This window comes from Alteromonas sp. V450 (assembly GCF_001885075.1).
In the GTDB taxonomy this organism is placed as follows: Bacteria; Pseudomonadota; Gammaproteobacteria; order Enterobacterales; family Alteromonadaceae; genus Alteromonas.
The window spans coordinates 648,128-660,940 of the sequence record NZ_MODU01000004.1 but is presented as its reverse complement, the minus strand read 5'-3'; the positions used below and the strand labels follow the sequence as shown (position 1 = coordinate 660,940).

Sequence of the window (12,813 nt, the reverse complement as noted above, 5' to 3'; positions counted from 1 at the left end):
AGCAGACACCTTAATTGTGCATTATACACAATTTGCTCAACTACTTAATCGTCTTTTCAACAACTTCTTGTTGAGCCATGGCAATAAAGTCTTCCAGGCGCATTTTGCCTAGGTCGTCGCCGCGTCGAGAGCGCACTGCTACCTCGCCCGCTTCCATTTCTTTATCGCCCACTACTAGCATATACGGAATACGCTTCAATGTATGCTCGCGGATTTTAAAGCCGATCTTCTCATTTCGCAAGTCAGACTTTGCTCTAAAACCTAATTCTTGCAGTTTTTTTACACAATCTGATGCATATTCAGCTTGTTTGTCGGTAATATTCATCACCACAACCTGCTGAGGAGCTAGCCACAGCGGGAAGAAACCCGCAAATTCTTCGGTCAAAATACCAATGAAGCGTTCTAGTGAACCTAAAATAGCGCGGTGAATCATTACCGGCACTTTGCGTTCGCCATCTTCCGCGACGTAAGTAGAGCCTAAACGACCTGGCATTGAGAAATCTAGCTGTACAGTTCCACACTGCCATGCACGGTCTAAGCAATCGTGCAGCGTAAACTCAATTTTTGGTCCGTAAAACGCACCTTCTCCGGGCTGATAATCGAACTCGATATCATTGGCTTTAAGTGCATCTGCAAGCGCAGCTTCTGATTTGTCCCATATCTCGTCAGCACCTACGCGCTTTTCTGGGCGAGTAGACAACTTAACTTTGATATTTTCGAAACCAAACGCGGCGTATGTCTCGTACACCATCTTAATACAGCCACTCACCTCTTCTAGGATCTGTTCTTCAGTACAGAAAATGTGAGCATCGTCTTGCGTAAAGCCGCGAACACGCATGAGGCCGTGTAGTGCACCCGATGGTTCGTTGCGGTGACAACAACCAAACTCCGCCATTTTTAGCGGTAAGTCACGGTACGATTTCAAACCTTGGTTAAAAATTTGTACGTGGCCTGGACAGTTCATAGGCTTAACGGCATATTCACGCTTTTCAGACTCCGTAGTGAACATGTTGTCAGCATACTTGTCCCAGTGGCCCGACTTTTCCCAAAGCGTACGGTCCATCATCAGCGGGCCTTTTACTTCGTCATAGCCATATTCACGCAGTTTTTTTCGTACAAAGCTTTCAAGCTCTGTGTAAATTGACCAACCATCGTTGTGCCAGAACACCATACCTGGCGCTTCTTCCTGCCAATGGAACAAGTTAAGTGCTTTACCAATTTTACGGTGGTCACGCTTTTCTGCTTCTTCCAAACGCTGTAGGTAAGACTTAAGCTGCTTTTTATCTGCCCAGGCAGTACCGTAAATACGCTGAAGCATTTTATTGTCGCTATCGCCACGCCAGTAAGCACCTGCCACTTTCATCAGTTTGAAGTGATGGCAAAACTTCATGTTTGGCACGTGAGGTCCACGACACATATCTGTGTATTCTTCGTGGTGATAAAGTGCTGGGCGGTCGTCCTTGCTGATGTTCTCATCAAGAATTTCCATTTTGTAGCTTTCTCCGCGCGCTTCAAATGCGTCGCGCGCTTCTTGCCAGCTCACTTTATTCTTAACCACGTTGTAATTGGTTTTAGCCAGTTCAAGCATACGCTTTTCTAGTTTGGCTAAATCTTCCTGGGTAAGACTTTCTTCCATATCAACGTCGTAATAGAAACCGTTGTCGATAACTGGGCCGATAGCCATTTTGGTGTTAGGCCAAAGTTGTTTGATAGCGTGACCTAACAAGTGCGCGCAACTGTGACGAAGAATTTCTAGACCTTCATCGTCTTTTGCAGTGATTATTTGAAGTTGTGCGTCCGCGTCAATCATATCAACGGCGTCAACTAACTCACCGTTTACTTTTCCTGCAATGGTTGCCTTGGCTAAACCAGGGCCAATATCATTTGCAACATCGAGTACAGAAACAGCATTTTCGAAAGCGCGTTGGCTTCCATCAGGAAGGGTAATTACAGGCATTTTAATTCCTTTACAGTGGTGACGCCTACTCTGCGCCACATGCATTTTTTAAAAAATAAATCGTGCTTCATCGCAATATCAACTTGCTCAACTTAAAGCACTCGAAACTTGCATTATCAAAACACACGTATTCAACGAACAACTATTCTTATTCTGCGTGGTAAATAGACCTGAACTAGAGTAGGCCGCGATAAGCAAGTGGTGGATTATAACCAGTGTATGGTCAACTTCAATATTGAAAAGCCCGAATTAGCGAATAAGAGTTACTTTGTTCTTCAATCGGCAAGATTTTGAAACAGGAATTTATGCATTTTACCCATTTTATTCCATACTTTAATACAGATGGAGTACGGGTGATTGAGCGAGCGCATTATATATCAAACCTTCTCAAGCTGAAGCAATGAATAGAGCAGAGTGTGTAATATGTGGCATTTTATCAGCGAGCATATTTCAGATAAGACCCAACAGTTTTTTAGCTGCCAAAAGGCCGAGCAAGTAAGTGGCGGAGATACTCACGACAGTTACATCATAAAAGATACAACCCATCGCTATTTCGTTAAGACCCGAAAGTATGATGATACTCAGCAATTGTCTCATGAAGCCGAGGGGCTTACCGCTATCGCTGACACCCAAACCATTGCCACGCCAAAAGTCATATGTCATGGCATTACTGCTAATGAAACGCCTAATATAGAATATTTGGTACTTTCTCATGTGCGATTTATCGAACCTACGGCGCCTGACTATTTCACTCTAGGGCAGCAGCTGGCTATGCTACACGCAGTAAATGCCTACACCAGCTATGGCTGGCCGCATGACAATTACATAGGGGCCAGTGTGCAAACCAATGGTCGCATGGCGTCATGGGCAGATTTTTTCGCCGAGAAACGCATAGGCAGCATGCTAGAACGGTTAGCTTCAAATGGGTTGTGGCCAACAGAAAACGGCAACATAGACACTATCGTTACGAAAGTGAGGCATCTTCTAAGTTTGCATCAGCCCCACCCTTCGCTATTGCACGGTGACTTATGGGCCGGCAATGCTGGCTTTAATAAAAAAGGGCCGGTGTTATTTGACCCTGCCGTGTATGTTGGTGACGCCGAAACCGACCTTGCCATGGCTGAATTGTTTGGAGGCTTTCCGCAAACCTTTTTTGAAGGCTACAACCAGCACACGCCGATTGAAAAAAATTACCAATTAAGAAAACCAATTTACCAGCTTTACCATATTTTAAATCACGGGTTATTATTCGGCACGCATTACATTGCGCAAGCCAGACAAGTAATAGACGACATTTACAGCTCCTAATTCGTATATAGCGCCGAGCATAGCTTAACATAAAGCAGCTATATACAAAGTGACCTATGAACTAGCCTGTATTTTGTTTTTTGTTAACCAGTTTATGTGTGAATTACCGTAGAAAGCCTGCATTAAATAGTGCTTAACATGTGTAAGAACAGCATATAAAAATATGAAGATTTAAAATAGAGAGTAGCTTTTATTATGACAAACTCAGGCCCTGTTGCGCTAATCACAGGGGCAGCAAAACGCATAGGCGCCGCCATGGCGTGTAAGCTTCATAGCGAAGGCTATCGCATTATCATTCATTATGGGCACTCTAAAGACGATGCCTTTGCACTAGCCGAAAAGCTAAATAGTCAGCGCGCAGATTCCGCTACCTGCCTGCAAGCAAACCTGTGTAACTCAGATGAAGTAACCTTGCTTGGTCAGCAGGCTCTTCGCATTTGGGGTAAGATTAATGTTTTAGTTAACAATGCGTCTAGTTTTTACCCTACGCCAGTGGGTGAAATTTCGGAAGATGATTGGGTATCGTTAATAGGTAGCAACGTAAAAGGCCCGCTGTTTTTATCGCAAGCGCTGGTGCCGGCATTGAAGGAAAGCAGGGGCTGTATTGTTAACATGGTCGACATGCATATTGACCGCCCACTTCCCAAGCATAGCGTTTATTTGCTTGCTAAATCGGGCCTTGCCTCGCTTACCCAATCGTTAGCGATAGATCTAGCGCCACATGTGCGGGTTAATGGCATTGCACCAGGGGCAATACTGTGGCCAGAACGTGAAATGGGTAGTGAAGAAAAAGACAAATTGTTGTCGAGTATTCCACTTGGCGAACTCGGTACACCTAAAGATATTGCCAATACCCTTTCATTTCTAACATCGGCGTCTTACATTACTGGCCAAATCATTTACGTTGATGGTGGGCGCGGCCTTTATACCGGAGCATCAGCGTGAAGGCTTCTTGGGTAAATGCTCTTCATCTTAATGGGTTAGAACGTAACGTTCGCAAGATAAAAGACATGGCCCGGGTTGGCATTATTAGTGTGGGGCTGTTTACCTTACTTGGCTGTTTTGGAGGCGGTACCGTTAAACAAAGCATTGAAGATTATGCAGCTCGGCTTTCTCGTGTGCTCGATGTTTCCCTACCCGACACCTTTAATGAAAAAATCACCACACCGCTTCCCAAGCTTGCTGACTCGACCACGCTTAAACACAATATTGAAGGGGTAAGCATTAATCTGCGTGAATTTTATGCTCTGCAAGATTGTGAATTAGGTACTGTTGTGGCCGAGCGCAATACGTCGTTGGGCAAAAGCCAGCTGCCATCGCAAAGATTGGCGTATGAAAGCAAGCTGCTTACGGCGCTAAAAAATTGTGAAGCAGCACTTGCTGAAGCTGATAGCGCTAACACAAACAATGCGGGACTGGCCGCGACCATTGCGTCGTGGCGTGAGCAAAAGTCGCAAGATTATAGCAAGACGTGGGCAAACCTTATCCAGGGAAGTCAGGAATTGCGTTTAGCACTTAATACTCCTGAACGCTTAATGTCGGTTGAAAATAACAAAGATGCCCTGTCGAGTGTTAATGCCCTGTATTACCTTGATAGCCTAAACAACAAAAACGAACGCCCTATAGACAGCAGCGAGTTAGAGCAGCAGCTTCAAATTATACGCTCAGCCCGATTACCCGCCACGCTTTGGCACACCCAGCAAACGTTAACGCAAAACCTCTCGCTGCTTACAAGCATGCTTGCTAGTGAGCTTGATGCCGTGAGTTGCCCAGAGGGACGCGCCAGCGACAACGCTAAAATATTACGCAATGTGTTTTATTTGTTTTTTATTGAGCAAATACAGCCCGTAGGTAGTTTGGTGAATCAGTACCACTATAAGATGGCTCCATTATGGGAGGACTGGCTTGCACAACCGTTGCTGCATGAAGAATTTAAACGCTATATCAAGCAACAAACACAAGACGGTTTTACCGAATACAGCAACGCCATGAAAGCACATGTGAAACTATGGCAAAACTTTCTTGGTAGGTGCAACTTATCACCTGTCGCACCCGTTTAATTTGGATAAAGCTTGCACTAAAGAATATTTTCACCTGCCTCAGGATCTCTCGATCTGCGGGCTTGCTCTCTAATTTCATGCGCTTCTGACGATACGTCATCTTGTGCTGACATGCGCTCTTCAGGAATTTCGTTATAAGCTGGTTTTTTATGGTCACTATTGTGTTTTCGCCCGGCGCTTTGCGCTATCGCATCGTTTGGGTTAACCGAATAATCACCGGCGGCGCCATGACCTAATGTATTTTTACTCTCATCATTGCTTTCTATACTAGGGCTTTCACTGCTTTTAACCTGAGAGTTTGCATTGTCAACCTTGTCCTTATAGGCTGTTTTTCGGTCACCAGAGATCCCTGAAGACCCGCTTCCCTTATCTTCTAGGCTTTCTTCTTTTCTTCTTTGCAAAGCTGTCGCTTCATTTTTTTCAACACGAAGGTGCAGGCCCTCTGGGAATATACGCTCTCTCGCGTCATCAGGCATACTAATGTTAGCGTCTAAGAATGCTTGGGTTATTTTACGCATTAGCACTGACGCCATTTTCAACACACTGGTTTTCTCTACATTTACCCAAAAATAAACCTTAATGTTGTAAGTAGACGAGCCTAATTCATCTATCAGAACTTGCGGTTCAGGATCTTTTAAAACGTTGTCCTGGCTTGCTGTGATATTTTGCGCTATTCGCTGTGCCTGCTGAATATCAGAATCATACCCTACGCCTATAATAAACTGTCCTCGCATAAGCGGGTTGGCCGTTAGGTTTTTAATGACCCCTTTGTAGATTGTGGCGTTGGGTATTTGAATATGATTACCATCGAAGTCAACCAGGGTAGTAGCCCGCGCCGTGACTTTTTGAATAATTCCGGTGAAATCGTTAATTTGAACGATGTCACCAATTCTAAAGGGACGTTGGATAGTCAGAAGTAAGCTTGATATAAAGTTTTCTGCAATATCGCGAAAAGCGAAGCCAAGAATAAGCCCTACCACGCCAGTGCCGCTCACCACGGCGATGGCAAACGCGGTTAGCCCGGCCAAAAACAAGAAGAGATAAATGCCAAGCAGAATTAACACCAAGCTAACGCTTCGCTGTATAACCGAACGCAGCAGCGCAGAGGTGGTTGTGCGTGTTAACGGTTTTACTATTACCTTGGCAATATGTGGCGCTAGTAAAATAAACGCCACCATAATAACCAAACCTAAAGCCAAGCCAGGTAAGCGATAAATAAAGCTATCCCAAAGCTGAGAGAGTAGCGACTGTGCACTGGATAAACTGCTTATTGCGCCACCTTCTTCGCTTTGTTGAAGCAAAGTTTGTATAAAACGTTCGCTTGAAGGTGTATCGGTTTGCGTAAAAGAAAGCCCTACTCGCTTGTTAAGAATATCGATTAATAATAGTTGCTGAGCACTGAACATCACCTTACTCCTTGGCGTTCATGTGTATTGATTTTTACTACAAATATCTACGACGCAATAACCAAATAAGATCCCAACCCAATGGTAAACAAAAAGCTTCCCCAAAGGGCATGTTCAACAACTACAACCGGCGTTGAGTTGGTTTGCATATACCGGTAACCAAAAATGCCCCCGCCAATCCAAGAGATCACAACCGCTACCCAATTACCGTATACCAAATGTGCTAGACCGAATAAAAAAGTACTTAACGCCCATCTCGCGTACTTAGAGGGCAAAATTTGCTTATAGCGATGAAAGAAATAGGTGCGAAAAATAATCTCTTGGGGGATCACCGAAACGATGGGATAAATCAGCAAGGTCGCCACCCACATCCACGGCTGATTCATAGGCCAGTGAAGAAACAGTTCGGGTTTTAAAAAGTAAACTACCAGCGCCAGTAAACTTGCCCATGGCAAAAATAATCTAAGCGTACTTTTAAAATGTATTCGATAGTCTTCCCAATGCCACAATTTAAACCGTTTAAATTGTTTATCTGCTAACAAGACCGCTAAACAGCAAAGCCCCATCACCCCTAAAATAGGCATGAGATAACTTGCAAAATGCTTAATCCAGTAGAGAACGGCAAAAGGGATCGCTACAAATAACACGATCAATTCGGACCACAACTTTGCCACAACTTACCTCTTTCTCTAAGTCTTGCTGATCCTGTTTGATGATTCTCCAGAATTTTTGCGCCTGTAGAACCGAAGACAGATCAACAATACAATTACCAACCGATGACACTTTTATGAATTTTCACGATTAATTTATATGAAAGTGTAGTGCCAATTTGCAAAGCTTGAGTAAGTAATTAGATGCTACTTTAGCCCTATAAAACATGTAGTGCATGTAAGCTATTATTAGGTTTACATTTTTTAAATGTGAATGGGCCCTTCATGGCGCAAGATCAGGGTATGGATAAGGGCGGTTCGTAGTTGTTTTAGCTAACACCTTAATCGTAATTGATACGAGATAGTCGGCCATTTTCACGTAGTGTTTGTATATCGCACAAAAGTCGTGAAATAATTGCGCGAGATGTATAAGGCGACACCAATGACAAAAAAAAGCCCTAGCGACGTTTTACAACAAATTGAAAAACACTATGCCTCGTTATCCCCTTCGGGCAAATCTATAGCGCATTATATTCAACAAAACCCCATTGCCGTATTAAGCCAATCAACATCACTGATAGCCGAAAAAACGGGAACGTCGAAAGCGACTGTAAGTCGTTTCTTTCGACAATTAGGCTTCGATTCACACCAACAAGCCAAAGAAGCCCTTGTGCAGCTTCGTGAGCAAGGCGTGCCGGTGGTAAGCCCTTCAAGTGGCGTTTTGCAACATGAGAGTGATAGTAAAAACCTAGCCAATACGTTCGAAGGTACGTCGTCTGAAGCATTAAGCGACATTGCAACATTACTCGCATCAGCCGGCCAGGTTACGTTAATTGGGTTTCGCAACGCTTACCCCATTGCCCTCCATTTTCGACAGCAGCTTAAACAAATAAGGGGGTCGGTTCGCGTGCTTCCACAGCCTGGACAGACCCTGAGCGAAGATATTATTGACCTAACCAAAAACGACGTTGTGGTGCTTTTTGGCTTTCGTCGTAGAACCCGCCAATTTAAGTTTGTTTTAAATAGTATAAAGCACTGTAAAACCGTACTTATCACCGACCCAACAGGACAAGGTTATCGCCACGATGTCGATCACCTCATTGTCACCCATATTGGCAGTGACTCGCCTTTTGATAGCTATGCTGCACCAATGAGCTTAGTCGCATCACTGTGTAACCTTACCTATGAAGCTTTAGGCAGCAAGGCAGCAGACCGTGTTGACGCCATCACCGATATTTATATTCAAATGGATGAATTAGAGAGTCCTAAAAGGTAACACTTCCCTTAGCACACTTTTTAAGCAATACTATTTTAATTTTGGTAGCAGAGAATTTCTTTTTTGCAAGCGAAAATTGAACTTTTTAACTAAAAACTAGGTAAAAGTCACATCGACTTAAGACTGAAGTTGTATTGGTGTGAGCGTGTTGTTGAGGTAAAAATGGATAAAACGCAAGTGGTCATGGAAGAAGCTAACGGTGTGCTAGACTTTTGGTTCGGGGAATTATCGCCTGAACAATGGTTTACGGAAGATACGGCACTAGACAAAACAATTACATCACGATTTTCCTCGCTGCATAAAGCTGCGACCCTTGGCGAATTATGGCCTTGGCGCGCTACCGCAACGGGTAGATTAGCCGAAATCATTCTTCTCGACCAATTTTCGAGAAACATTTATCGCAACAAGCCAAACGCATTCAGCGCTGATGGCATCGCGCTCGTACTTGCCCAAGAGGCCGTGAGCGTGGAAGCAGATAAGGTGCTCACTGTTCAACAGCGAGCGTTTCTTTACATGCCATTTATGCACAGCGAATCGCTGGCTATTCATGATGTGGCCATGGAACTGTTCTCTCAAGACGGCTTAGAACAAGAATTTACCTTTGAAAAACGTCATCAGCACGTTATAGAGAGGTTTGGCCGTTACCCTCACCGAAACGCCATTTTAGGAAGGAAGTCCACTCCTGACGAAGTGGCGTTTTTGAACAAGTATCCTCAAGGGTTCTAATAATCGTGTAGGTTTTGTTCTAAGTTTTTACTTTTGGGCTTTTGACCTACGTGCCTGCTTCTAAAGTACACCATAATGCATTCCACCCAATGTTTTTGTTGCTGTTTCACCTATTTACGTTGTTTTTAGACGTAACTAATTTAGCGGCTTAGCATTTCTTAACTTACGTTTTCCATTTTATCTTTCTCGATTTATGCCAGAGTAACGATCGTTTCTATTGACTTTTTAATGAAACAGTTGTTTCATGAAGTAAAGACGAATAAAGAAACATCAACTAATAAGAATGCGCTGTGAGCTCTCCTTTTGTACTGAAGCCCTGTGATGCAACGTTCACGCAGGCAATTAACAATCTAAAAGCAACCCTTAACCGCTATGACCCCATTCAGGATGAAACTTCGTCATCTAGTATTGGGCAAAAGCAAGCAGCGGCTTGTTGCCCGACAGGTGAGCGCCACCATGCACACCAAGCGCTGTGTGGCTTGGGCCTAGCGGTAAAAGATTTGTTTCATATTCAGGGTTTACCAACTGCGGCGGGTAATCCTGACTGGTTAGCGACGCACCCTATACCAGAAAGTACAAATAGTTGTGTGGCACTCATACTGGGGGCAGGTGCCGCGTTTAAAGGTAAAACCATTACCGATGAACTGGCCTACAGCCTACATGGGCAAAATAAACATTACGAAACGCTCGTAAACCCAGTGGCGCCAGCACATATTCCTGGAGGTTCTTCGTCGGGCTCTGCAGTAGCTGTTAGCGCCCACCTTGCCGACATTGGTCTTGGTACAGATACGGGCGGCTCTATTCGGGTGCCGTCTAGCTATCAAGGGTTGTGGGGGCTTCGCACCACTCATGGCGCAGTTGCTTGCGACAATATGGTAGCACTTGCGCCTTCGTTTGATACTGTAGGCTGGATGACCCGCGACCTAGACACGCTAACTAAGGTTGCAAACGTTTGTTTGAATAGCGCAGCGCAAAGCGAAATATCAGAAGCTCCTAAACTTGGCATAGCAGCCCATTTGTTCGAGCAAACTGCTCACAAATCGCTATGCAAAACCTGGCTTTCAGCGCTCGCAGAGCAAAACGACTGCATTGAGTTGCCTGAAACACAGCTTAATTTAGATACATTAAAAACTGCCGCTACATTTCGTACATTACAAGGTAGCGAGATTTGGCAGCAGCATGGCGAATGGATTGAAGTCACTCAACCCAATATCGCTAAAGATATTATGTTGCGTTTGGATTGGTGTAAAACCATCACTGCCCAAGATATACAACAGGCTAAAGCGCAACAATCTGTGGTAATAAACCATATAAATACACTGTTTGAAGAAATAGATGTATTGGTTATGCCCACAACACCCGGCGTTGCACCTCGTTGCGACGCTGATGAAACGACGCTGGCAAATGATAGAAACGCTCTGCTTGCACTTACTGCTATAGCTGGGCTTGCTGGTTTACCTCAGCTTCATTTGCCGTTGTTTACCCTACACAACGCCCCATGCGGATTATCGCTTGTGGGCAAAAAAGGCAACGATCTTGCACTTCTCGCGTTAGCAAAACAGCTAACCACTCGCTAAACGTGCATAGTGTGCTGGCCTTATTTGAGTCACAGTTAAATCGTACTTAAATAAGGCATAAAGCACCCTATCGCATTCAAGTTGAAAGTAGAAAGCGGAAGTAAGACCTAAACGCGCGTCAGTTTGCCTAGCTCTTGACTAACTAGGGCTCAAAATGACGGCGTGGTTGCTAAGTTTTGAAGGAAATAATTATGAGTGAAAAACCTAATATCGCGTTTACTGCTCCTCACTTTGCGGCATCGCAAGTAGGCTTAAACATTCTTGAAAAAGGCGGCACAGCGATTGAAGCTATGGTTGCAGCAGCTGCCTCTATCGCCGTTGAATACCCCCATATGAACGGTATGGGCGGCGATGGTTTTTGGCTAATTAGTGAACCGGGTAAAAAGCCTATTGGTATTGATGCATCGGGCGTGGCGGCACAAGGCGCAACGCCTGCGTTCTACGAAGGTAGCGATGCCATCCCTAGCCGAGGCGGAAAGTCTGCACTGACCATGGCTGGTGCCGTTGCTGGCTGGCAAGCTGCACTTGAAATAAGCCATGAATGGCAAAGTGGTTTACCGTTAAGTACACTGTTTGACACAGCAATAAGCCAAGCTAACTGGGGTATTGAAGTAACGCAAAGTTTAGTCGATGCCAGCAATAAAACCTTTGAAGAACTAAGTGCAGATGAAAACTTCGCTCAGTTTCTGATTAAAGGTAAAGCCCTTAAAAAAGGTAAAATATTAAAGCTAACAAAGCTTTCTGAAACCTTGAAACACCTAGCAGAAAAAGGGTTAGATGATTTTTACCACGGTGAGTTGGCTTCAAAGCTAGCTGAAGATTTAGAAGCGGCAGGCTCCCCTATCCGTCTTGAAGACTTCAACAACTACAAAGCAACCATAGTTGAGCCTTTGTCAGTTTCTACCAGTAAAGGCAAACTTTATAACTTGCCTGCACCAACGCAAGGTGTAGCGTCGCTCATTATTTTGGCGCTTTATGACAGAGTTCAGCATTTAGGTAGCACCGACGCCGACATGGTGCATCTACTCATTGAGTGCACAAAACAAGCCTTTATTGCACGTAACGCAAACGTAACCGACCCTTCTCGTACGCCGGTAAGTTTACAAAGCCTGCTGAGCGACCATGTACTTGATGAGATGGTAAAGAATATCTCACTAGACAAAGCCCTGCCATGGCCACATGAAGCCAAGCACGGCGATACCATTTGGATGGGCTGCTGCGATAGTGAAGGACGTATGGTGAGCTACATACAATCGCTTTATTGGGAATTCGGTTCAGGCGTAGTAAGCCCGCAAACGGGTATCGTTTGGAACAACCGAGGCACCTCATTCTCGCTAGACGCTAACAGCAACCAATATTTAACGCCGGGGCTGAAGCCTTTCCACACATTAAACCCAGCTTTTGCAGAACTTATTGATGGTCGCCGTATGAGCTACGGCACTATGGGTGGTGAAGGTCAGCCGCAGACTCAGGCAGCACTTTTCGCGCGCCATATTTATCACGGACAGCCGATTGCTAAAGCAATATCTCTTGGCCGATGGCTTCTAGGCAGAACATGGGGCGATCAAAGCCACAACCTAAAAGCCGAACGAGACCTTGTTGAATATGTAGGCGAGAGCTTGCTGGCTCGGGGCCACGATATGGTGACGGTAGATCCTTGCAATGAATTGATGGGCCATGCTGGCGCAATTATTCGAGACACAGAAGGCACCGTAAGCGGCGCAAGCGACCCAAGAAGCGACGGTAAAGCCTATTTAGGGCATCGCTAGTTTTGTTACTGCGTTTAAGTCTTGCCGTTTACGTTGTAGTTACTAAGACGCAGCATGTACAAAATAGTTAAAACAAAAAACGTT

Annotated in this window: 10 protein-coding genes; 7 read left to right on the top strand and 3 right to left on the bottom strand. The window is 44.7% G+C overall.

Annotated elements, in window-relative coordinates:
* Positions 1 to 40 precede the first annotated feature (40 nt).
* Positions 41 to 1,957, bottom strand: coding sequence for a threonine--tRNA ligase (gene thrS / locus BK026_RS02930; RefSeq protein WP_071814472.1), 1,917 nt, complete (start codon positions 1,955 to 1,957; stop codon positions 41 to 43).
* Positions 1,958 to 2,380: 423 nt separating this feature from the next.
* On the opposite strand from thrS, the gene BK026_RS02925 reads away from it, so the two are divergent.
* The 3 genes from BK026_RS02925 (at position 2,381) to BK026_RS02915 (ending at position 5,325) form a co-directional block, all read left to right on the top strand.
* Positions 2,381 to 3,265 (top strand): fructosamine kinase family protein, encoded by an 885-nt coding sequence (locus BK026_RS02925; RefSeq protein WP_071814471.1) that lies wholly within the window; start codon positions 2,381 to 2,383, stop codon positions 3,263 to 3,265.
* A gap of 195 nt (positions 3,266 to 3,460) precedes the next feature.
* Entirely contained in the window at positions 3,461 to 4,210 is a 750-nt protein-coding gene (locus BK026_RS02920; protein ID WP_071814470.1) for a pteridine reductase, read from the top strand.
* Positions 4,211 to 4,275: 65 nt separating this feature from the next.
* Positions 4,276 to 5,325 (top strand): DUF3080 family protein, encoded by a 1,050-nt coding sequence (locus BK026_RS02915; protein WP_071814469.1) that lies wholly within the window; start codon positions 4,276 to 4,278, stop codon positions 5,323 to 5,325.
* Positions 5,326 to 5,342: 17 nt separating this feature from the next.
* On the opposite strand, the gene BK026_RS02910 is transcribed toward BK026_RS02915, so the two are convergent.
* Positions 5,343 to 6,731 carry a mechanosensitive ion channel family protein gene (locus BK026_RS02910; RefSeq protein WP_071814468.1) on the bottom strand — a complete coding sequence of 463 codons (1,389 nt, stop codon included), beginning with the start codon at positions 6,729 to 6,731 and terminating at the stop codon, positions 5,343 to 5,345.
* Positions 6,732 to 6,778: 47 nt separating this feature from the next.
* Positions 6,779 to 7,405 carry a CPBP family intramembrane glutamic endopeptidase gene (locus BK026_RS02905; RefSeq protein WP_071814467.1) on the bottom strand — a complete coding sequence of 209 codons (627 nt, stop codon included), beginning with the start codon at positions 7,403 to 7,405 and terminating at the stop codon, positions 6,779 to 6,781.
* Between the two features lie 418 nt (positions 7,406 to 7,823).
* On the opposite strand from BK026_RS02905, the gene BK026_RS02900 reads away from it, so the two are divergent.
* The 4 genes from BK026_RS02900 to BK026_RS02885 all read left to right on the top strand — a co-directional run bounded on the left by BK026_RS02900 (position 7,824) and on the right by BK026_RS02885 (position 12,729).
* The gene (locus tag BK026_RS02900) at positions 7,824 to 8,657 is read left to right on the top strand and encodes a MurR/RpiR family transcriptional regulator (RefSeq protein WP_071814466.1); all 834 of its coding nucleotides are present in this window, start codon (positions 7,824 to 7,826) and stop codon (positions 8,655 to 8,657) included.
* Between the two features lie 162 nt (positions 8,658 to 8,819).
* The gene (locus BK026_RS02895) at positions 8,820 to 9,383 is read left to right on the top strand and encodes a DUF924 family protein (RefSeq protein WP_071817459.1); all 564 of its coding nucleotides are present in this window, start codon (positions 8,820 to 8,822) and stop codon (positions 9,381 to 9,383) included.
* 290 nt (positions 9,384 to 9,673) lie between these two features.
* Complete coding sequence (locus tag BK026_RS02890; protein ID WP_071814465.1) at positions 9,674 to 10,960, top strand: amidase; 1,287 nt, start codon at positions 9,674 to 9,676, stop codon at positions 10,958 to 10,960.
* A gap of 191 nt (positions 10,961 to 11,151) precedes the next feature.
* The gene (locus BK026_RS02885) at positions 11,152 to 12,729 is read left to right on the top strand and encodes a gamma-glutamyltransferase family protein (protein ID WP_071814464.1); all 1,578 of its coding nucleotides are present in this window, start codon (positions 11,152 to 11,154) and stop codon (positions 12,727 to 12,729) included.
* Positions 12,730 to 12,813: the final 84 nt, after the last annotated feature.

What these genes read in the sequence shown, in the direction of transcription:
- thrS (WP_071814472.1), bottom strand. Translation starts at nt 1,957, where the DNA reads ATGCCTGTAATTACCCTTCCTGATGGAAGCCAACGCGCTTTCGAAAAT.
- BK026_RS02925 (WP_071814471.1), top strand. Translation starts at nt 2,381, where the DNA reads ATGTGGCATTTTATCAGCGAGCATATTTCAGATAAGACCCAACAGTTT.
- BK026_RS02920 (WP_071814470.1), top strand. Translation starts at nt 3,461, where the DNA reads ATGACAAACTCAGGCCCTGTTGCGCTAATCACAGGGGCAGCAAAACGC.
- BK026_RS02915 (WP_071814469.1), top strand. Translation starts at nt 4,276, where the DNA reads ATGGCCCGGGTTGGCATTATTAGTGTGGGGCTGTTTACCTTACTTGGC.
- BK026_RS02910 (WP_071814468.1), bottom strand. Translation starts at nt 6,731, where the DNA reads ATGTTCAGTGCTCAGCAACTATTATTAATCGATATTCTTAACAAGCGA.
- BK026_RS02900 (WP_071814466.1), top strand. Translation starts at nt 7,824, where the DNA reads ATGACAAAAAAAAGCCCTAGCGACGTTTTACAACAAATTGAAAAACAC.
- BK026_RS02895 (WP_071817459.1), top strand. Translation starts at nt 8,820, where the DNA reads ATGGATAAAACGCAAGTGGTCATGGAAGAAGCTAACGGTGTGCTAGAC.
- BK026_RS02885 (WP_071814464.1), top strand. Translation starts at nt 11,152, where the DNA reads ATGAGTGAAAAACCTAATATCGCGTTTACTGCTCCTCACTTTGCGGCA.